Consider the following 21411-nt stretch of genomic DNA (forward strand, 5'->3'; position numbering starts at 1 on the left):
GCCAGTCGCTTGGCAGAAAACCACCTTCGGGTGGTTTTTTTATTTGTGCGCCCGGCCGGGGCACATTGCTGGAAGCAGGACATCGCCGCAAACTCTCGGGTCGCCCAATGCAGCAAAAAATGGCAATCGGTGTTGCAGGGGAACACCGCCAATCGCGGCGTTGCGATAGCGATCTTGGTCGTTTTGGCGCGCCAAGGTTCGGGCTCGGCGCTGCAGTTAAAATACCGTCATCAATATCTGGATAAGAGCGAGAAAGGCACCTGGTTATGACACCGCGAACGGCACGGCATCAATATGAGAAGTAAGGCCGTAGCCCGCGTGCCTTGAGCACAATGTGCTTTTCATAAACTGTAAAACGCGGACAATTCCGCGTTTTTTTTTGACTCAACCCACCTCAAGCTTTACTCATCATGGTCCAAATTACGCTTCCTGACGGCTCACAACGTGATTACCCTGCCGCGGTGACCGTGGCTGAAGTTGCTGCCTCCATTGGTGCTGGCCTGGCCAAGGCTGCGCTGGCTGGCAAAGTCAATGGCAAAACGGTGGATACCAGCTTCGTGATGGATTCGGATGCCAAGTTGGCCATCCTCACCGCCAAAGACGCCGAGGGGCTGGAGGTCATTCGTCACTCCACCGCTCACTTACTGGCCTATGCCGTCAAAGAGTTGTTCCCCAGCGCGCAAGTCACCATCGGCCCGGTGATTGAACATGGCTTCTTTTACGACTTTGCGTTCGAGCGCCCATTCACGCTCGACGACCTGGTCGTCATCGAAAAACGCATGACTGAACTGGCCAACAAGGACGAACCCGTGACCCGCCGCGTGTTGCCGCGCGACGAAGCCGTGGCGTACTTCAAGGGTCTGGGCGAACACTACAAGGCAGAAATCATCGCCAGCATCCCATCCAACGAAGATGTCAGCCTGTACCGCGAAGGCGCTTTTGAAGACTTGTGTCGTGGCCCGCACGTGCCCAGCACTGGCAAGCTCAAACACTTCAAACTCATGAAAGTGGCTGGTGCTTACTGGCGCGGCGACCATAAAAACGAGATGTTGCAGCGCATCTACGGCACCGCCTGGGCCACTAAGGACGACTTGGCGCAGCACCTGAAGATGCTGGAAGAAGCCGAAAAGCGCGACCACCGCAAACTGGGCCGCGAACTGGACTTGTTCCACATTGACGAGCATTCGCCAGGCACCGTTTTCTGGCATCCCAAGGGTTGGGCTGTGTGGCAGGCGGTGGAGCAGTACATGCGCCAGGTCTATCGTGACAACGGTTACCAGGAGGTCAAGGGGCCACAGCTCCTTGACAAGGGCTTGTGGGAAAAAACAGGGCATTGGGACAAGTACCGCGACAACATGTTCACCACTGAGTCGGAAAAACGCGACTACGCCCTCAAACCCATGAACTGCCCGGGCCACATCCTGATTTTCAAGCAGGGCATCAAGAGCTACCGCGACCTGCCGCTGCGCTACGGCGAATTTGGTCAGTGCCACCGCAACGAACCCACCGGCGGCCTGCACGGCATCATGCGGGTGCGTGGCTTCACACAAGACGACGGCCACATTTTCTGCACCGAAGACATGATCCTGGATGAGTGCGTGGCCTACACCACGCTGCTGCAAAAGGTGTACAAAGACTTTGGCTTCAGCAAAATCATTTACAAGGTGGCCACCCGGCCGGATGCGCGCATTGGCTCGGACGAGTCGTGGGACAAAGCCGAGCACGCGCTGATCGAGAGTCTGCGCCGCTCAGGTTGTGAGTTTGAAATCTCGCCGGGTGAGGGCGCGTTCTACGGCCCCAAGATCGAATACACCTTGAAAGACGCCATTGGCCGCCAATGGCAATGCGGCACGATTCAGGTTGACTTCTTCATGACCGAGCGGCTGGATGCGGAATACGTCGGGGAAGACGGTGCCCGCCATCGCCCGGTGATGCTGCACCGCGCCATTGTGGGCAGCCTGGAGCGCTTCATCGGTATCCTGATCGAAGAAACCGCTGGTGCCCTGCCAACTTGGCTGGCGCCGACCCAGGTGATGGTGCTCAACATCACCGATGCACAGGCAGAATACGCCCAAAACGTGGTTAAAACGCTGCAAAATCAAGGGTTTAGGGTGCAGTCAGACCTTCGCAACGAGAAAATCACGTATAAAATACGCGAGCATTCGATGCAAAAAGTGCCGTATCTGGTCGTAATTGGCGACAAAGAGATGGCGTCTGGTGCCGTCGCGGTGCGCGCCCGAGGTGGTCAAGACCTTGGAGTGATGTCTCTGGATGATTTCTCGCAGAAATTGTCAGCAGATGTTGCTCGCAAATCTAACACTTAAGTTGCTGGAAAAAAGCCAGTTCACCGGCGTGTGTTGTGCGGTTATCGCTACTGTTGTAGTAGCAGTTATTGTGAAGGATTAAGCCATCGCTACCGAATTTCGTGATCGCCGTCAGCGCGAAGAACGCAAACACCGATTAAATCGGGAAATCATGGTGCCAGAAGTTCGCCTTTCTGGTGTGGACAACGAGCCGCTTGGTGTCGTCAGCCTGATGGAGGCGTTGCGCATGGCCGGCGATCTGGATGTGGATTTGGTGGAGATTGCGGCCACGGCCACGCCGCCGGTCTGCCGTCTGATGGATTACGGTAAGTTCAAGTACCAGGAACAGAAGAAGGCTGCTGAGGCCAAAGCCAAGCAGACCGTGATCGAAATCAAAGAGATCAAGTTTCGCCCTGGTACCGATGATGGTGACTACAACATCAAGATGCGCAATATCAAGCGCTTTTTGGCCGAAGGTGACAAGTGCAAGATCACGCTGCGTTTTCGGGGTCGTGAAATCACCCACCAAGAGCTGGGCATGGCTTTGTTGAACCGGATTCGTGATGAGTTGGGTGACTTGATTTTGGTGGAGCAGTTCCCCAAACTTGAAGGTCGCCAGATGATTATGATGATTGCGCCGGGTCGCAAGAAGCAGGTTGCCAAGCCGGTCGCAGCTGATAGTGCTGCCGTCGCAGCTTGAAAGAATCGGGTGCCCTCAGTGGGCATCAGGCAGGATTTAAAACCGGATTCGGTGGTCTGAAAATGACTGCTGGTTCTTGTTTTGAAGGTGGTGGGTGAGAGCTCATTGCCAAAATTGAGTTGGATTGATGCCAACTCTTTAAAAGTGGCTCGGGGCCAACAAGGCTGCACACCCAGTGCAGACGCCTCACGAGCACAATGTAAAAAGGAGCATGAAAATGCCCAAAATGAAGACCAAGAGCGCGGCGAAGAAACGCTTCCGCGTCCGTCCAGGTGGCACCGTCAAGCGCGGTCAAGCCTTCAAACGTCACATTCTGACCAAGAAGACCACCAAAAATAAACGCCATTTGCGTGGTGCAACCGCTGTTCATGAGACCGATATGGGTCGCATGGCACAGATGTTGCCCGGCCGTGGTCTTTAATTAACGACGAACAAGGAGTAATCACATGCCTCGCGTCAAACGTGGTGTAACGGCTCACGCCCGCCACAAAAAAGTTCTGGCCCTTGCAAAAGGCTTCCGCGGTCGTCGTGGTAATGTTTTTCGGGTCGCCAAAGAAGCGGTCATGAAAGCTGGGCAATATGCCTACCGTGACCGTCGTACCAAAAAACGTGTCTTCCGTCAGTTGTGGATTGCCCGTATCAATGCCGCTGCCCGTCAGTGTGGCATGACCTACAGCCAGTTCGCCAACGGTCTGAAGAAAGCCTGTATCGAGATCGACCGCAAGGTGCTGAGCGATATCGCCGTGCATGACATGGCAGCGTTTGCTGGTATCGTGGCCCAAGTCAAGGCCAAGCTGGCAGCTTGAGTGCTGACTGTTCGCTATTTTTAGTATAGCGAATCGCTACCATTGATGAGGGCTAGCGCTTGCAAAAGCACTAGCCCTTTTTCCTTGACTCTGTGTCGCCTGGCCACTTACTGACTTCATCCCCATTTTTTATGAACGACTTGACTACCGTTGTTGACAGTGCCGTTGCGGCGTTTGCGGCTGTGAATACGCCTGCCGACCTTGAGAACGCCAAGGCCCAGTACCTGGGCAAGTCGGGGCGCATCACCGACATGATGAAGGGCATGGCTGCACTGCCCGTGGAGGAAAAAAAGACCCGTGGCGCGGCCATCAACCTGGCCAAGCAAGCCATTGAAGCGGCTTTGAATGCCCGCCGTCAAGCCCTGGCCGATGCCGAGTTGCAGGCGCAGTTGCAGGCCGAAGCGCTGGATGTCACGTTGCCTGGCCGCCAGCGCGGGCAGGGCGGTTTACACCCGGTGTCGCTGACGCTGGAGCGTATTGAGGCCATTTTTGGCTCGATGGGTTTCGAAGTGGCGCAGGGCCCCGAGATCGAGTCCGACTGGTTCAATTTCACCGCACTCAACACGCCCGAAGACCACCCTGCGCGTTCCATGCACGACACCTTTTATGTTGAAGGTGGTTCTGAGGCCGCGCCCAATCTGCTGCGGACGCACACCAGCCCGATGCAGATTCGCCACGCGGTGCAGCATGTCAAAAAACACCGTCTGGCGGCAGAAGGCAGCGTCACAGCAGGCGACTTTTTCTCGGGCGCCATGCCTGAAATCCGCGTCATTGCGCCCGGGCGCACCTATCGTGTGGACAGCGATGCCACCCATTCACCCATGTTTCACCAGTGTGAAGGCTTGTGGGTGGGCGAGGCCATCAGTTTCAAGGATCTGAAGTTTGTCTTCACCGATTTTTGCCGCACTTTTTTTGAAAACAAAGACTTGGTGTTGCGTTTTCGGCCGAGCTTTTTCCCGTTCACCGAACCCAGCGCCGAGATCGACATCCAGTTTCCCAGTGGCCCGTTGGCCGGTCGCTGGCTGGAAGTGGCGGGCAGCGGCCAGGTGCACCCCAATGTGATTCGCAACATGGGCCTGGACCCGGAGCGCTACATCGGCTTTGCCTTTGGCATGGGGCCGGACCGGTTGACCATGCTGCGTTATGGCGTGAACGATTTGCGCCTGTTTTTTGACGGCGACATCCGCTTTTTGTCGCAGTTCCGCTAATCAAATTTCACTCCCGTCGCTTGCTCGCTAAAGACTATTTATGCAATTCCCTGAATCCTGGTTGCGCGAATTTTGCAACCCACCCTTGAGCACCAGCCAACTCGCTGACACCTTGACCATGGCGGGTTTGGAGGTGGAAGAACGCCAGCCTGTGGCGCCGCCGTTTCATGGCATTGTGGTGGGTGAGATCAAGGACGCCATCCAGCACCCCAATGCCGATCGACTGCGCGTGTGCCAGGTGGATGTGGGCGGACCTGATCTGCTGACCATCGTGTGTGGTGCGCCCAATGCCCGTGTGGGTATCAAGGTGCCCTGCGCCATGGTTGGGGCCGAATTGCCGCCGGGTGAGGACGGAAAGCCGTTTTTGATCAAGGTCGGCAAGCTGCGCGGTGTCGAGAGTTTTGGCATGCTGTGCTCGGCGCGCGAGCTCAAATTGTCCGAAGACCATGGCGGCTTGCTGGAACTGGCCTCGGATGCGCCGGTTGGGCAGGACATTCGCCAGCACCTGAACCTGGACGACACGCTGTTCACCCTCAAGCTCACGCCCAATCTGGCGCACTGCCTGAGTGTGTACGGCGTGGCGCGTGAACTGTCTGCGTTGACCGGTGCGCCGCTGCAAAAGCCGGTGTTTGCCGCAGCACCCGTCACCCACGCCGACGTGTTGCCGGTCAAGGTCAGCGCGCCGGACCTGTGCGGCCGCTTTTCCGGGCGTATTGTTCGTGGCGTCAACCCCAAAGCCGCCACACCCGCCTGGATGGTGGACCGTCTGGCGCGTTGTGGCCAGCGCAGTGTGACGGCGTTGGTGGACATCTCCAACTATGTGATGTTTGAATTCGGCCGCCCGTCCCATATTTTTGACCTCGACAAGATTCATGGCGGCCTGGAGGTGCGTTGGGGTCAAGCTGGTGAGTCGCTCAAGCTGCTCAACGGCAACACCGTCACGGTGGACGCCCAGGTGGGTGTGATTGCCGATGCAGCGCAGGTCGAGTCGCTGGCCGGCATCATGGGCGGTGACGCCACTGCGGTGTCAGACGATACGCAAAACGTCTATGTCGAGGCCGCTTTCTGGTGGCCCAAGGCGATTGCCGGACGTTCACGCCGGTTCAACTTTGCCACCGATGCCGGTCACCGGTTTGAGCGCGGGGTCGACCCTGAACTGACGGTGGCGCATCTTGAGCGCATCACCCAGCTGATTGTGGACATCTGCGGCACGCCGCAAACCAGCTGCGGCCCCATCGATGACCAGCGCGTGGCGATGCCCCAGCCCGCCGTGGTCACCCTGCGTGTGGCGCGTGCGGCCAAGGTGCTGGGCATGCCGCTCACCCAGGCGCAGTGCGCCCAGGCGCTCACCGGACTGGGCTTGCCGGTGGTGGAGGGCGATGGGGTGTTGTCGGTCACCGCACCGTCGTACCGTTTTGACATCCAGATTGAAGAAGACCTGATCGAAGAAGTGGCGCGGGTGGTGGGTTACGACAACCTGCCCGCTACACCGCCGCAAGCCCCCATCACCGCCAAGATTCGTCCGGAAGCTCGGCGCGGCGAGTTTGCCGTGCGCCGCGCCGTGGCGGCCCTGGGTTACCAGGAAACCATCAACTTCAGTTTTGTGGACGAGCGCTGGGAACATGAGCTGGCGGGCAACCCGGCGCCCATCAAGCTGTTGAACCCGATTGCCAGCCAGATGAGTGTGATGCGCTCGTCCTTGTTGGGCTCATTGCTACAGGTTTTGAAGTTCAACCAGGATCGCAAGGCGCAACGCGTGCGCGTGTTTGAGCTGGGCCGGGTGTTCCTGCGTGACGATGCGGTCGCCAGTTCCGACACAACGGTCCAAGGCTTCAACCAGCCGATGCGGTTGGCGGGCTTGGCCGTGGGTGCCTGTGATGAGCCTGAGTGGGGCGTGAAAGAGCGCGCGGTTGATTTCTTTGATGTCAAGGGTGATCTGGAGGCCCTGCTGGCCCCAGTCCAGGCGACTTTTGTGGCGGCCACCCATCCGGCCATGCACCCGGGGCGTTGCGCCAAGGTGGTGGTGCAGGGTGTGGATGTGGGTTTTGTGGGTGAATTGCATCCCAAATGGCGCCAGTCCTATGAGCTGAACCAGGCGCCGATTTTGTTCGAGGTGGACCTGGACGCGGTGCTGGCCCGTGAGGTGCCGCGCTTCAAGACGGTGCCCAAGTTCCAGGCGGTGGAACGCGACATTGCGGTGCTGGTCGACGAACGTGTCACACACGATGCCTTGATGGCCGCCATCTGGGCTGCCCCGGTGGATGGCGTGCTGCGCGATGCCCTGCTGTTTGACATCTATCGTCCCAAAGTACCGGCAACGGGTGCGGCACCCGCAGCAGAGAAAAGCATGGCGGTGCGCCTGACGCTCAATACGCGGGATGAGTCGGCTCTGACCGAGGCGCAGATCGAGTCAGCCGTGGCGGCCGTGGTGGCCACGCTGGCCGAGAAAATTGGTGCCCGCCAACGCACCTGAGCGGATGCAAAATAGCCCCTTACATAAAAGAGCCCTCATGGACATCACCGTCGAATCGTTAGAGACCCCCGCGTTGACCAAAGCCCAGCTTGCCGAATTGCTTTTCGAGCAAATTGGCCTGAACAAGCGCGAGTCCAAGGACATGATTGACGCCTTCTTTGATCTGGTCTCTCAAAGTCTGGTGGATGGGGATGACGTCAAAATCACCGGTTTTGGCAACTTCCAGATCCGCACCAAGGCCCCCCGACCCGGGCGCAACCCGCGCACTGGCGAGGCGATTCCGATCGAGGCGCGCCGCGTGGTGACCTTCCATGCCAGCCAAAAGCTCAAGGAACAAATCCAGGAGCAGGGGTTTTCATCGCCGCGAATGCTGCCCTGAGGCAGCCATCTGCCGTGTGGATGCACAGCCTGCTTTACAGGCACCAGTGACTTAGAGTAATCTGCAAGCTTTTGCAGTTATTTCATTGATTTCAATGGAGAATTCTCTCCCCATCATCCCCGCCAAACGCTACTTCACCATCGGTGAGGTGGGCGATTTGTGTGGCGTCAAGCCGCACGTACTTCGGTATTGGGAGCAAGAATTCACGCAACTGCGCCCGATGAAGCGCCGTGGCAACCGCCGCTACTACCAGCACCATGAGGTGCTGATGATCCGCCGCATCCGCGATTTGCTGTACGACCAAGGCTTCACCATCAGCGGTGCGCGCAACAAAATGCAGGAACTGTTGCAGCACGAGCGCGACAAATCCCGCCATGGCGAAGTGCTGCTGGAAGGGGTCGAAGTCATCGAGGTCAGCAACTCGCAATTTGGAGACTTCGAAGATTCGTCGCTTGCTCCTGAGTTGGCGTCAACGGCGGATGCCTGGCAACAGGTGCGTCGCGAACTCGGTGAAATTCGTGAGCTTCTGGCCGATAATTGGTAAGAAGCGCCTGGGCAGACGTTATAATTTATGGCTTCGGTGTGTGGCGCAGCCTGGTAGCGCACTTGCATGGGGTGCAAGGGGTCGAAGGTTCGAATCCTTTCACACCGACCAATAAAATCAAGGACTTAGCTTAGAAATGAGCTAAGTCCTTTTTCTTTTTCGCGTTCTATGAGCCCCATTGTGTGCACGGTTGCCATTGCTGATGCCCTGGTCAACAACCTCGACCCAGTCGTTGCGCTGCAAACTTGGGATCGCTCTCATTGTGACAACGGTGGCTGAGGCCAACGCTTCAATCTCTGGCTGTCTGAAGATGACCCGCAGCCTTATAACTCCTGGGGTAGCGGCACTGCGATGACCGTGACCCACGCTCGCATGAGTTTTCAGTGCAGTTGCGTGGCTTTGACACGACCTAGTCAGGTACCCAAGACCGGCGTGGCATCGTTGATTGCGCTGTGCAGGGCGCTGTTGCGCAAGTTAGTGCGCGATGGGCTGGTGGTGGTTGGTGAGGTGAAGCTGCGCGGCACCATCGAGCTGATGTTCAACTCTTTGCGGATGACCGATCAGGATCGTCGGGCTCAGTCAAGGAGCGTCTGTTGAACTGGCAACTCAGTCCCCGCCATCAGTCGATCCGAAGGGTAAGGGCGCATGAAATCCAGGCTGTCTTGCGGTTTGGCACGTAACCAGTGGTCGTAACTGTCTGGCGGCAAGATCACCACCATGCGCTTCTCATCGACAGGCTTGTGAAACTGGCACATCAGTGCATGGCCATCGGCATTGATTGTCAGCATGGTGAAGCTGTGCAGCAGCCCTTTGGGTGACTTCCAGGCTGACCACAGCCCGGCAATGCCCAAAGGGTCACCATTGACACTGGACACCCGGGTGGCGATGGCTTTGCCACTGCGCCAATCAGGCTCAAAGATCGCTTCGACCGGGATGATGCAGTGCTGGGCATGCTTCCAGGCGTCTCGGAAACTGGGCTTGACCGCCATCGTCTCGCTGCGGGCATTGAAGGTCTGGCGGCCAATCTTGGTGTCGGTCGCCCAGTGGGGTATCAGACCGAATACACCTGACAGGGCTTCGCGTTCCGGCACCGCTTCATCACCGACATCAGCTTCTTTGGGTCTGCGAATAAAGGACGTGGCATAACTCGGCCAGACATCCAGATTGCCCGGATCAGCAGGTGGCTCGACGCCGAAGTGGCGGATATACCGTTCACGCTCTTTGACGGCTTGATAGTGGCTACACACCGCGATCTCCTACCCTTGTACCGACTCACCAATGGCAAAAAACTGGCCCCCAGCGACATGGTGAAGGGTACGCAAATCATCCGGTGCTGATTCAAACTGCCAGTGCCCGTCACGAAAAACACGATCATCCGCCCAGGCGGCAACCACTTCACCGATGAACAAGTCATAGGTCTGCTCGTTGTGGGGTTCCGGAACCCATTTGCAGATCAGCCAACCGACACAGCCAGCCACCAGCGGAACCGTGCTGCCCGGTGCCGTGAACAACTCAACACCGTGCTTGGACAGTTTGTCTGGCACCTCGCGGGCACTGTCAGTCCCGACACCAACCGTCAACGCCGCCAGGGCCTTGGGTGGCAGTTGTAGGGCGAACTCGCCGCTGGCCACCAGCAATTCGCGGGTGAAGGTGGATTTGTCCAGCACCACCGTGACTTTGGGTGTCTGACCGTAATCGAGCACACAGGCCCAGGCTGCGGCCATCACATTGGAGATGCCCCCGTGGCTGGCGGACACCAACACCGTGGGGCCATGGTTAAGCAGACGATAGGACTTGTCCAAGGGGACGGCAGAAAAGTGTTTGGGTGGCATGGTTGTTTGGCTTCAATGTATCAAGGTGACAGAGAGGCGGCAGACATCGTAGCGCAGCCCTTGTCCCCAATAAGTGGGCCCAACCCTGTGGACAAGAGACTGAACAAGTCGGCAAACCCTTACCAGTACTGGGCTGGCGGGCTGTGCTTAATTTTTAGGCAAAGCACCTGTCGGGCGCTACTGTTACCGCAGGGATTGAAATATACTGTTTAAATGCACAGTAATATTTCAGCCCTGCAGCCGATCCCCATTGCCAAGGTACCGCTGCAGGTGTTGCTTCTCAACAACCGGGTCACGGCTGGCTTTCCATCACCGGCAGACGACCTCGGTGCCCAGCGCATTGACCTGAGCCAAGTGCTGATCACCCATCCCCAAGCGACTTACTTCCTGCGTGCCAGTGGACACGTCATGGTGGACGCCGTTATGCCTGTGGCGCGGGCTTGAGGGGGAGGGCACCATGCAAATGCCAGCTCTACCTGTGCAGATTCCATCAATGGAGGCGCCCAACCTCAAACGCATCCATGCCCAAAGACTCAGGGCGGTGTATCGGTCGGCGGGTTGGCCGTACCAGGACGTGGTGGAGATTGACTTATTGGCAGCGGGATTGCTGGAGCGCACGACCAACGGCCATGGCCACGATCTGGTGCGCCTCACGGGTGCCGGTATCGCCCACTTGGCCAGCGCCACCCAAGGCAACCGCCAGGCTCGCTCGGCCCATGAGAGCCTGGTGGACAAGGTGGCCCAAACCATGTTGCGCGATGGCCGCCTGGTCTGGACGGGACTGAATCTGCGTGCCAGGGTCGCAGGGGAGGGCGAGGACACCTCCCGCTGGAAGATGTGCCAACCCGATGTCTTCTCGATTCGCAACAGCTCGAGACAGGACTGCCTGGAGCCCATCGTGCATGAGATCAAGGTCAGCCGGGCTGACTTGCTGGGAGACATCAAACGCATCGACAAACGAGCGGCCTACCTGGATGTGGGTGGCCAGTGCTGGTATGTGTTGGGCTGTGACCGCAGCGGCTACCCGATTGCCAAAGCCAATGAAATTCCGCTGGAATGCGGGGTGATGGTGTTCCAGAACAACCACTTCGAGGTGCTGCGCATGGCTCCCAAGAGGGCAGTGAGCCAATTGCCGTTTCCGGTCTGGATGGCCTTGGCGAAGGCGACGCCCTTGAAGGGTGATCAGATGGCGCCTTGTCAGGACGTATTGGGGGCCGGGGAGTGAAAGCCATAGCGCCATTGACACGAAAATACCAACAACGCCAAGGACACAAGACATGAAAGATATGTTGGTGGTTTTCTCGCACGGCAAGGAGTCTGGTCCCATGGGCTCCAAGATTCGCGCCTTGATGAAGGTGGCCGAAAACCAGGGCGCGCAGGTGATGTCGGTGGATTACCGCGAACATCCTGTGGGCATCGTTCATGACCAGAATGCCGCCGGTGAAGCTGAACGGCGGGTTGCTCAACTGTTGGCGACGGCATTGCCGGCGCATCGTCAATTGGTCTTGGTGGGCTCCAGCATGGGTGGTTATGTGTCCACCGTGGCCAGCCAACAGATGGCGATCACTGGCTTGTTTCTGTTGGCACCAGCGTTCTACTTGCCCGGTTATGCCCGGCAGGACATGGCGCCTGGCACCTCCAACACCCTGGTGATTCACGGATGGTCCGACGAGGTGGTGCCGGTGCAAAACAGCATCCGTTTTGCCCAACTGCACCAGTGTGATCTGCATGTGATGGCTGGGGACCACCGCTTGAACGATGCGCTGCCGAAGATTGAACCATTGTTTGGGCTGTTTTTGGCGAAAGTTGTCTCGGGGATGAAATAGCCTCTGTCGAGAAGATGACAGTGTGCTGACCCCAAATCAGGGATCACGGTCCTATTGCGGGTGACAGGATTGAAAATCCAAGGATGGTGCGCGGATGTTGTTGGCTCTGGCTGATGGCATGGTGATGGCTGATGGGGAAATTTGAGAGCCAGGTTTGGGCCAGTTGCAGATCTTGGTGAGCGTCAGCTCTACGGCATCACGAAGTATCTGCCGGATTGCCGCGCCGACGCCCCCCGGACTGCACATCCAAGTGCTACTGAAAATCGGGAGACGTCGCAATTTGCAAAATTTCATTTCCACATGCATCCATCGAACAGGTCAATGCCTCTGTTAGGCTTTCGCATACAAGACAGAGGGAGACTGAATGTTCGCAAATATGCCAAACGACTTAACACTGTGGCCACATCAGAAGGAAGCGCTAGAGTTTTTGATTCAGCGCCTAAACAATGACGTAGGCCCATTCCTGGTCCGCATGCCTACTGGGACTGGAAAGACCGGAGTCATTGCCTCCCTTTCTCTTCTATCTGTTGGAGGTCGGACCCTGGTTTTGACGCCATGGTCGAACCTCCGTGACCAAATGGTAGGCGCGCTTAAGGAAGATTTCTGGAATTGCGTCGGATATAAAGAAAAACCCGCAGGCAAAGTCGCGATGATGTTGCCGTCAGACGCAGCTAAAGTGATCGCAGATCCGAGTTACAAGGTGATTGTCTGCACGTTTGCGACGCTGACTAACCTTCATCGCTCATCTCCACTGCTCTACGATGACCTTGCCGCTTCCCTTGAAGCTGTCGTCGTCGATGAGTGCCACTACGAGCCTGCTATCGAATGGGGAAGAGCCGTCAAAGGGTTAGTTAAGCCGATGGTCCTACTTACTGCGACTCCTTACCGCAACGACCTCAAGCTCTTCCGCATTCAGAGTAACCAAAACGTCTTTAACTTCACGCACAAGTTAGCAGAGCGTCGTCGAATTATTCGAGGTCTGGGATTTGAGCCGTTGAAAGCTTCAACGGACATCCCATCGCTGAGCCAAGAATTCGCTTCGCTCTGGAATCATTGGTGTTCTTCGAACCAATTTGCGAGCACTTTCCCTCGCGCAATAGTCTGCTGTGCGGGCGCCGAAGATATCAGGGTTGCAGTTTCAGTATTGAATGCCAAGGGAATTGCCGCGATTGGCATCCATGAACAGTTCGAGCGGTCTACTGATCCTGCCTTGGTCAAAGATGTCCCGTCGAGCACTAATCCGGCAAAAGTGTGGGTCCATCAAAACAAGCTGACAGAAGGCTTAGACGACCATCGATTCTGTTGTCTCGTTTTCATGTGCGACGTACGCAGTGACCGAAAGCTGGTCCAACAGATCGGGCGTGTCTTACGCTCTCACAAGTCTGATGTGGCTAAAGCGCCCGCAGTCATGATGGCACCGCCCGAGTTTGAGCTATTTCAGCGGTGGGAGGCTTACCGTGAATTCGAGCAAGACACGAAGGTCATGGACGTGAATCACTATAGACGCATAGTGGAGGGGCTGTTAAGTATGCAGCCTCCGATTGAGTACTTCGATGGCCGCTTTCGTAAGCGGTTTCAGACAGATATCCTCTCAACTGATCCACAAGTGGCCATCGCGCCGAGCGTCCTCATCAGGAAGGTGCAACCAGGTTTTTCCTTGAGCGACTACATCGAAGACTGTACTGACAGTCTGAACCTTTGTGACGCAGTCATTTTGGGGGAGGCTAATGCCCCGTGCCAGAGGTCGGATAAGCACGCTCTGTGGGTTTACGCCTCCGTCGAGAACTCGAATCTTCTTGAAAAAACCTCCCTCTATGAGGTCACCCTCGAGGCTCACTGTGCAGTTGTCGCAGGAGACTATCTGCTGATTTCGGATACGACCGGAACATTTCCTGAGGCGCTGTTAGAGGAACGAACTGTCGGGATTGGTGCGGCGGATCTCTCTAGTCTCCTGGACAAAACTTATCGCGTGACTAACGTAGCTACAAGTAGCGCGGTTCCATTCGATACGGTTCTTAGGGCGTCGGAGCATCGAGGTCACGATTTGAATTCTATTCCCGCCTCACTAACCGACAGAGTGCAGATCTGCCGTTCGGCTCGCGGCGCGAAACCAGGGGCTCGACGGTATATTGGATTGCAGCGGGGCCGTATTCGTGAAGAGCTCTCGGAGCGCATGCGGCGTCGGTATTCGGTCACACACTTCCAGACGTGGGCCCAATTGATCGGTAAAGCTCTTGTGGCCGCCAGCGGAAATCATCCTGTACTTCAACGTTACATGCAGCCATGCGCTGCCCCGAGTGCGCCTATTGCTGTATCTCTATCTATCGACATCTCCCATTCGGGAGTTGATGTTGTTGATACCACTGGAAGCAGTCTTGAAATCGTCGAATCTTCCGTAGTGGTTAGCCCCTCTGCCAACGGCGATCCCGACTTATTTGACTGCTTGTTTAAGTTCCTACATGACTCGTCACCGCAGAACCAACTTGCGGTACATCTATCAATTCAGTATCAGCAATCGAAGGGACGTTTCTGGTTCAAGTCCCGTGGCGCTGCAGATGTTCACATACTGGAGACTGACGGTAACGATAGCACTCGCAAAAGTCTTGCAGATTTCCTGAACCAAAACCAGGACTTGATCCTTATTGGACTTACAGGCGGATCCTATGTGTATCAAGGGAGGAGCTTTTACGCTGTCGACTACAGCCACGCTGAGAAATCATTGTTTGATCAGATTGTGCGGCCAAAAATCGCTGCTTGCTCTAACGAAAAGGGCACAGAGAGTGAACTAGAAGCAGCAAAAATGAACGGTTCTAAAGCCAAGGAGTTCATCGAGGGATCCCTTTTTAAGCGGATTGCAGACAAGGAGCTTAAGCTTGACTTTGACCCTGAGCTTGTGATTTGCGACGACCTTGGTTCAGAGTGCGCTGACTTCATCTACGCGAGCTTTGGTCAGAAGGCTATTGCCCTCGTACATGCAAAGGCCGGATCCGGGAAAGGAGTTTCTGCGTCTGCCTTTCATGACGTCGTCGCACAGGCGATGAAAAATCTCGTCTACCTAACCCGGGCAAAAGAGATACCTGATGGGGCAAATAGTTGGACTCGAAAAACGTATTGGAACAAAACTGAAATATCGCGTTTGTACCGCTCACCATCCGGCATTGGTGAGGGCAAAAAACTGTGGGAGAAGTTACGTAATGACATCATCATGAGTGCCAATGCCAATTTGCATGTCGTATTGGCAACCACAGGCTGCTGCGATATTAAGCAACTGCGTGATGCTGTTACTGATCCGACTAAACGAACTGCAGAGACTGCGCAATTGATTCATATGCTTGACGGATTGATTGGCTACGCCCGTCAGCTCGGTGTTCGAGTTACGATTTTTGACGTGCCGTTTAAAAAACCATCACCGACAAAGAAGGCTGTACAAGCAAAGAAGGCTAATTAGTGCTGTGTGCATGTCAGCTATCCAGCAATGAAACAGAGTGATCGGAATTCCGGTTTGGGTCGATTGCTTGAACCGCCTGCGTACCAACCAAGGACCGCCATCAGCCTGTAACGGGCACCCAATTGACAGCATGACCGAACATTGGGAACGCTCTTCCAATTTGTCTTTCATTTTGGGCAACTAGTCGCCGTGGGACACGCCCGAATGCTGTGACAACATCTTCCAGGTCAGTCCGAGCGGCACATCGGTCTTGAACGATACCAACTTCCTGGACAGCCTTGCCATCTCAACACCTTTGCGCAGATTGGCGCCAACTTGGCCTGTGACTTTGTCGGCATTTGAGATCACCCGTTCCAGATGGCCATTGATGCGAAGCAGTTCTGCGGCGGTCTTGGCACCGACCTTGCTCACACCCGGCACACCGTCCACAGCATCACCCATCAAGGCCAGCAGATCGCCCATCTGGGATGGCTTGACACCAAATTTCTCAATCACATAAGCCTGGTCACGCCAAATGCCCTTGAAGTGATCATAGATACAGACTTGGTCACTGAGCAGCTGCAAGAAGTCCTTGTCGGTCGACAAAATAGTGACCTGGTCCGGGCTGGCCAGACACCATTTCTCCACCAAGGTGGCAATGGCATCATCGGCTTCGATACCCTCAATGGCAATCCAGTGCAAACCCAAGTGTTGGAGTTCCTGTTTGATGGTCTGCAAGCCCTCTCGCAGCAGAGGCGGCATGGGTTTCCTGTTGGCTTGATAGGGTGCATAGAGTTCATGCTTCCAGGTCCGACCGCCATGGTCAAACACCGCCACAGCATGGCTGGGTCGGTGCGTCTTGAGGGCGCGCTTGAATGAAGCCAGGCTGGAGGTGATGGTGTCCGCCACCTTGACCTCACTGTCCTCACCGGGAACCGCCTCGTGGATGCGCCGGATGATGTTCAACGCATCAATGATCAGAAGCGGCATCTTGTGTGCAAGCTTTTTGAAAACATTCTCATGGTGTGAAGTGTAGGTATCAAGCCCGACGCCCGCTGCGCCCCCAGCGCCGCGCTGCTTCTTCTGGCGTTTGCGAAGTGGCCACCAAGAACCCCAGCGGTGATAACAAGGCCTGCAGATCGGCTTCGTCAAATTTGAGCGCATCCGCCGCATCGTGTCCCAGCACGCTGTTGGCCAGTGCCTGTTTGCGGGCCTGAAGTTCAAGCATGCGTTCCTCGATGCTGCCTTGCACCACCAGCTTGTACACGAACACCGGCTGGTCCTGGCCGATGCGGTGGGCGCGAGCGGTCGCTTGTTCCTCCACGGCGGGGTTCCACCAGGGATCCATATGGATCACGGTATCGGCAGCAGTCAGGTTCAATCCGATGCCACCCGCCTTCAGGCTGAGCAACAGCACGGGTGCTTCTTGTGCCTGAAACCGCTGCACCACGCTGCCACGTTCCTTTGAGGGTGTTTTGCCGGTCAGTCTGAGAAACGGCAACGACAGCACCTGCAGTTGTTCTGCAACCAAGTCCAGTAGCTCAGTGAACTGTGAGAACACCAGCACACGACGGCCTTCATCCACCAGCGCGGGCAGCATGTCTACCAGCAGTTCCAGCTTGGCGCGCTCCATGCTGGGGCCTGCCTTGTTGCCTTTGACCAGATGCGGGTCACAACAGACCTGGCGCAGCTTGAGCAGCGCGTCCAGAATACTGATCTGTGCAGCGTTGAAATCCTGGCGTTGCAGCACCCTGCGCACTTGTTTGTCGGCCGCTACGCGCACGCTCTCGTACAGCTCACGCTGTTGGCCTTGCAATTGCACCCACTTGATGATTTCCGTGCGAGGTGGCAGTTCGCTGGCCACGTCCTGCTTGCGTCGGCGCAGGATGAAGGGGCGCACGCGTTGCGCGAGCAAGGCGGCGCGCAGGGTTTCGCCGTTCTCTTCAATCGGTTTGCGCCAGTTGGCTGCAAATTGGCGCGAGTCGCCCAAAAAGCCAGGCATGAGCCAGTCAAATTGCGCCCACAACTCGCCAAGATGGTTTTCCATGGGCGTGCCGGTCAGGCACAGGCTGTGCCGGGTTTGCAATCGGCGCAGGGCGCGGGCGCTGCGACTACCGGCGTTCTTCACCATCTGCGCCTCGTCCAAAATCACCAGGTGAAAGCACTGCGCAGCTAGCGCATCCACGTCGCGCCACAGCAGTGAGTAGGTGGTCAGCACCAGATCGTGATCTGACATGTGCGCAAACAAATCCTCACGCTGCGACCCTTGAAGGGTGAGCAGACGCAGATCGGGTGCCATGCGCCGGCACTCGGCCTGCCAGTTGAAGATCAACGAGGTGGGAAGCACCACCAGCACCGGTAGATCAAGTCGCCCCGCGTGCTTTTCTGTCAGCACATGGGCCAAGGCCTGGGCGGTTTTGCCCAAGCCCATATCGTCGGCCAGGATGCCCCCCAGGTTATGGGTACGCAAGTATTGCAACCAGGCCAGTCCCTCGACCTGGTAGGGGCGTAGTTGCACTTGCAGGCCTTGCGGTGCCGTCACGGGTTGAGGTGTACCGATCGCCTTCAAGCGTTTGGCAAGCTTGGTCAAGCCTGCCTCACCCTCCAGTTGCCAGGTGTTGTGAGGACCCACGCGGTGGGTGTCAAGCAGGCTGGCACGCAAGGCGTCGAGCCGACGTGCTTCCCAGGCACCCAAGTGCAGCGAGCTCTGGTGTTGGTTGCGTGTCGGGTCGGTCAGGAGATCGACCATGGCGCCGATGATGGCTTTGAGTGGTGCGGCCGGGGCATCGATGCGCTTGCCACCCGGCGCGCGCAAGGACACGATCGCCAGGTCGTCAATGGCCGCGAATTGCGTTGCGTTGAGCCAGCGGGCGTCGCGGCGCAGCAGGTCGGCCAGCATGGGGACCAGGTCCAGCGTCTGGCCGTCGATCTCGATGCCCAGACTCAGCAGCCAGGCCCCTTCACGTTCAGGGAGTTGCAGCTTGTCGACACCACGCGCGGGCTTGATCAGACGGCTGTCAAGTTCCCTGCCCCGTATGTCACCGGTCTCGGGGCTCACCACCAGCTTCCAGCGTTGCACCGGCACGCTTTCGTGCGCAAAGCCGGGCTGCACCACCACCGACCAGCCTTTGGTCTGTAGTTGCGGTATCTGGTCGGCCCAGAAGTCGCCAAAGAACTCCTCTTGCGGTAGTGTCCATACTGCGCCCAGCACGGGTCTGTGAGCACGACTGCGCCATTGAAAGGCGTTTTCTGCCAAGGGGACAAAGCCCATCTCCCACACGAGGTCCATGGCATCGGCTTCGGCGGCCAGATCGCGCTGCATGCGCACCACCGGGCCGCCGGTGTCGAACAGTTCTACCGCGGCAGGCGCACGGTTGTTGAGGATGGAGGTGGGCGCCGGCGTTTGCCAGTGATCGCCGGCTTGCGTCTGATAGGTCCAGTCGAACTGGGCCAGGGTCACACTGTCCCCACGCGGGCCGAGTTTGCCTTGGGGCTTGAGGCCGAGCAGCCCATCGCCACGGTCCAGCGTTTGCAAGCTAATGCGGGGACGGAAGTGGCCGATGACGCTGTTGCCATCGGATGCCATCACAGGCGAGGGTTCAGCCGCAGCCGGCGGGTCCATTCGCAGGATGGCCATGACGCGACTCGCGTCTGCATCGGCCAGGGTAGGGAGTGTCTTTAAAGTGGCTGCATCTGCCTTGCTCCGCAGCGCGTGCACCCACATGGCGACGGTGTGATCAGGTGCGTCAGCGCGGGGAGGCAGGTTCTGTGGGCTGTGGCGAGAGGGGGGCATGCGGGAATTGTGCCGCGTGACAACGTCGCCTGAGGACAAATGCGAAAGGGTTGAGGCCGACTCGCGTTTTCTTGTGTTTGCCGATCTACCTGCCACAGGCCTGCCGCTCAATCGCGCGACTCAGATTGCCAGCTTTAGACGGTTGTCGCCAGCGGCATGTAACTGTGATTCAATCCCGGCCATCCATTGTTGGGGAACGGGTCTGTTCAAGAACACACTGTGCCTCCTACAAAGCATTCAGGTACTCGGAGTTTCATGCGCGTAAGGACACCTAGGGCATGAGCTTGTGACATCACAAACGACGAATCCCCATGCGTTAATTGCCATCTTTTAAAGTGCACCCATGCCGACTACCACTTACCTGACCGCCGCTTTCTACAAATTCGTCACACTCTCGGACTACGCATCCCGCAAGGCTCCCCTGTTGGCGTTTTGCGAGCAGCACAAGGTGAAGGGCACCATTCTTTTGGCACGTGAGGGCATCAACAGCACCATTGCTGGTGCGCCCGATGATGTGCACGCGGTGCTGGCCTATTTGCGCAGCGACCCACTCTTGGCCGACCTGCAACACAAGGAATCGTTCGCTGAGACAGCGCCGTTTCACCGCATGAAAGTGCGTTTGAAGCAGGAGATCGTCACCATGGGCGTGCCTGGCACCGACCCCACCCACATTGTTGGCACTTACGTCAAGCCAGAGGACTGGAATGCGCTGATTGCCGATCCCGATGTGGTGGTGGTCGACACGCGCAATGACTACGAGGTGGCCATTGGCAGCTTTCGTGGTGCGATAGACCCTCACATCCGCACGTTTTCGGCCTTGCCCGCCTGGACCGAACAGGCGGCGCAACTGCGCCCCACAGCCGATGGCAAAAAGCCGAAAGTGGCCATGTTTTGCACCGGGGGTATTCGCTGCGAAAAGTCCACCGCGTACCTGCGCTCCCAGGGCTATGACGAGGTCTACCACCTCGAAGGCGGCATCCTCAAATACCTGGAGACTGTGCCGCCAGATGAAAGCCTATGGGAAGGTACTTGCTTTGTCTTTGATGAGCGCGTGTCGGTAGACCACGGCCTGACACCGGGCACCCACAAGCTGTGCCGGGGTTGCCGCATGCCACTGGAGGACGGCGCCCAGGAATCGCCCTTGTTTGAGCTGGGTGTGAGCTGCCCGCGCTGCCATGCCAGCACAAGCGATGTCCAAAAAAGCCGGGCCCGGGAACGCCAGCGCCAATGGGTTCTGGCCAAAGCACGCGGCAACGCCCACATTGGCGAAACCACGCCACCCGTGCTCAGCAAACCCGTCCCATCCGACGTCGCCAGCGCCTGTTCCCCGACCAAAGCCGCTGGCTGATGGCAGCATCGGGGCCAACTGCGGCACACCCGCTGCTGCCACTGCCCGTTCTGTATTCGTTTCGGCGTTGCCCCTACGCCATGCGTGCCCGCATGGCACTGGCGGCCAGCGGTCTGGTATGTGAGCTGCGCGAGGTGGTGCTCGCCCGCAAGCCTGCCGCGCTGCTGTTGGCTTCGCCCAAAGGCACGGTGCCTGTTCTGGTGTTGCCAAACGGTGCCGTCCTGGAGCAAAGCCTGGACATCATGCTGTATGCCCTACGCCAAAGTGATCCGTGGCAGTGGCTACCCTCATCCGTACAGGATCTCAGCGCCACGCTCGCCCTTATTGCCCAGTGCGACAGCAGTTTCAAAGCGAATCTCGACCGCTACAAATACCCCAACCGCTACGCTCTGCCTGATGGCCTAGGCGATCGCGCCGAGGGCGCCGTGTTTTTGCAAATGCTCAACGATGTGCTAGCGACACAGCGTTTTCTGCACGGCGCACACTTCGGTCTGGCCGATGCCGCCATAGCGCCTTTTGTGCGCCAGTTTGCGCACACCGATATCTCCTGGTTTGCCAGCCAGCCGTGGTCCGCGCTTGGCGCCTGGCTGACTGCGTTTGAAACGTCCAAGGCGTATTTGCAAGTGATGGACAAGGTGCCGACTTGGTTTGAAGGCCAATCGCCGTGGCGATTTCCAACCGTGTAACCGATATTTGTTCGATCACCAGGCGTGCAGGCCTGGCGCGTAACACAGTGAAGAAGCACCTGCTGACCGATGAGACTGAGCCCACC

General features: G+C 57.4%; 20 protein-coding genes and 1 tRNA gene. 17 read left to right on the forward strand and 4 right to left on the reverse strand.

What is annotated here, in order from left to right:
- Positions 1-9: 9 nt before the first annotated feature.
- The 11 genes from LHU53_RS00500 to LHU53_RS00550 all read left to right on the forward strand — a co-directional run bounded on the left by LHU53_RS00500 (position 10) and on the right by LHU53_RS00550 (position 9010).
- On the forward strand, positions 10-270 hold the full coding sequence (locus LHU53_RS00500; protein WP_227330117.1) for a hypothetical protein: 261 nt from the start codon (positions 10-12) through the stop codon (positions 268-270).
- Between the two features lie 140 nt (positions 271-410).
- Complete coding sequence (thrS, locus tag LHU53_RS00505; RefSeq protein WP_227330118.1) at positions 411-2324, forward strand: threonine--tRNA ligase; 1914 nt, start codon at positions 411-413, stop codon at positions 2322-2324.
- An 85-nt stretch (positions 2325-2409) separates the two neighbouring features.
- Positions 2410-3003, forward strand: coding sequence for a translation initiation factor IF-3 (gene infC, locus LHU53_RS00510; protein WP_227330341.1), 594 nt, complete (start codon positions 2410-2412; stop codon positions 3001-3003).
- 217 nt (positions 3004-3220) lie between these two features.
- Positions 3221-3424 (forward strand): 50S ribosomal protein L35, encoded by a 204-nt coding sequence (gene rpmI, locus LHU53_RS00515; RefSeq protein ID WP_182727227.1) that lies wholly within the window; start codon positions 3221-3223, stop codon positions 3422-3424.
- Between the two features lie 25 nt (positions 3425-3449).
- Positions 3450-3809 (forward strand): 50S ribosomal protein L20, encoded by a 360-nt coding sequence (gene rplT, locus LHU53_RS00520; protein WP_227330119.1) that lies wholly within the window; start codon positions 3450-3452, stop codon positions 3807-3809.
- A gap of 131 nt (positions 3810-3940) precedes the next feature.
- Positions 3941-5017 (forward strand): phenylalanine--tRNA ligase subunit alpha, encoded by a 1077-nt coding sequence (gene pheS / locus LHU53_RS00525; protein WP_227330120.1) that lies wholly within the window; start codon positions 3941-3943, stop codon positions 5015-5017.
- 40 nt (positions 5018-5057) lie between these two features.
- Positions 5058-7490, forward strand: a complete 2433-nt coding sequence (pheT, locus tag LHU53_RS00530) for a phenylalanine--tRNA ligase subunit beta (protein WP_227330121.1) — start codon at positions 5058-5060, stop codon at positions 7488-7490.
- A gap of 37 nt (positions 7491-7527) precedes the next feature.
- A complete protein-coding gene (locus LHU53_RS00535; protein ID WP_227330122.1) occupies positions 7528-7869 on the forward strand; it encodes an integration host factor subunit alpha in 342 nt (113 codons plus the stop codon).
- Between the two features lie 94 nt (positions 7870-7963).
- Positions 7964-8413, forward strand: a complete 450-nt coding sequence (locus tag LHU53_RS00540; RefSeq protein WP_227330123.1) for a MerR family transcriptional regulator — start codon at positions 7964-7966, stop codon at positions 8411-8413.
- A gap of 34 nt (positions 8414-8447) precedes the next feature.
- Positions 8448-8524 (forward strand) — tRNA-Pro (locus LHU53_RS00545).
- 240 nt (positions 8525-8764) lie between these two features.
- The gene (locus tag LHU53_RS00550) at positions 8765-9010 is read left to right on the forward strand and encodes a hypothetical protein (protein ID WP_227330124.1); all 246 of its coding nucleotides are present in this window, start codon (positions 8765-8767) and stop codon (positions 9008-9010) included.
- On the opposite strand, the gene LHU53_RS00555 is transcribed toward LHU53_RS00550, so the two are convergent.
- Together LHU53_RS00555 and LHU53_RS00560 are read right to left on the reverse strand one after the other, a co-directional pair.
- A complete protein-coding gene (locus LHU53_RS00555) occupies positions 8989-9660 on the reverse strand; it encodes an SOS response-associated peptidase (RefSeq protein WP_227330125.1) in 672 nt (223 codons plus the stop codon). The genes LHU53_RS00550 and LHU53_RS00555 overlap by 22 nt on opposite strands.
- 9 nt (positions 9661-9669) lie before the next feature.
- On the reverse strand, positions 9670-10245 hold the full coding sequence (locus LHU53_RS00560) for a flavin reductase family protein (RefSeq protein WP_227330126.1): 576 nt from the start codon (positions 10243-10245) through the stop codon (positions 9670-9672).
- Between the two features lie 213 nt (positions 10246-10458).
- Here LHU53_RS00560 and LHU53_RS00565 point away from each other — a divergent pair, with 213 nt between their 5' ends.
- From LHU53_RS00565 to LHU53_RS00580, 4 genes are all read left to right on the forward strand, one after another.
- Positions 10459-10689, forward strand: coding sequence for a hypothetical protein (locus LHU53_RS00565; protein WP_227330127.1), 231 nt, complete (start codon positions 10459-10461; stop codon positions 10687-10689).
- Between the two features lie 13 nt (positions 10690-10702).
- Positions 10703-11470: a hypothetical protein gene (locus tag LHU53_RS00570; protein WP_227330128.1), complete on the forward strand. Its 768-nt coding sequence runs from the start codon at positions 10703-10705 to the stop codon at positions 11468-11470.
- Between the two features lie 52 nt (positions 11471-11522).
- On the forward strand, positions 11523-12071 hold the full coding sequence (locus LHU53_RS00575) for a YqiA/YcfP family alpha/beta fold hydrolase (protein ID WP_227330129.1): 549 nt from the start codon (positions 11523-11525) through the stop codon (positions 12069-12071).
- Between the two features lie 364 nt (positions 12072-12435).
- The gene (locus LHU53_RS00580; RefSeq protein WP_227330130.1) at positions 12436-15519 is read left to right on the forward strand and encodes a DEAD/DEAH box helicase; all 3084 of its coding nucleotides are present in this window, start codon (positions 12436-12438) and stop codon (positions 15517-15519) included.
- Between the two features lie 180 nt (positions 15520-15699).
- Here LHU53_RS00580 and LHU53_RS00585 read toward each other — a convergent pair whose 3' ends face one another.
- Together LHU53_RS00585 and LHU53_RS00590 are read right to left on the reverse strand one after the other, a co-directional pair.
- Positions 15700-16488 carry a 5'-3' exonuclease H3TH domain-containing protein gene (locus tag LHU53_RS00585; RefSeq protein WP_227330131.1) on the reverse strand — a complete coding sequence of 263 codons (789 nt, stop codon included), beginning with the start codon at positions 16486-16488 and terminating at the stop codon, positions 15700-15702.
- Positions 16489-16537: 49 nt separating this feature from the next.
- Positions 16538-19291 (reverse strand): DEAD/DEAH box helicase, encoded by a 2754-nt coding sequence (locus LHU53_RS00590; RefSeq protein ID WP_227330132.1) that lies wholly within the window; start codon positions 19289-19291, stop codon positions 16538-16540.
- Between the two features lie 343 nt (positions 19292-19634).
- Between LHU53_RS00590 and LHU53_RS00595 the strand changes: the two genes are divergently transcribed.
- On the forward strand, positions 19635-20639 hold the full coding sequence (locus tag LHU53_RS00595; RefSeq protein WP_227330133.1) for a rhodanese-related sulfurtransferase: 1005 nt from the start codon (positions 19635-19637) through the stop codon (positions 20637-20639).
- Complete coding sequence (locus tag LHU53_RS00600; RefSeq protein ID WP_227330134.1) at positions 20639-21325, forward strand: glutathione S-transferase; 687 nt, start codon at positions 20639-20641, stop codon at positions 21323-21325. The genes LHU53_RS00595 and LHU53_RS00600 overlap by 1 nt, the downstream gene beginning before the upstream one ends.
- Positions 21326-21411 lie beyond the last annotated feature (86 nt).

Source organism: Rhodoferax sp. U2-2l (assembly GCF_020594515.1).
Lineage (GTDB): Bacteria > Pseudomonadota > Gammaproteobacteria > Burkholderiales > Burkholderiaceae_C > Rhodoferax.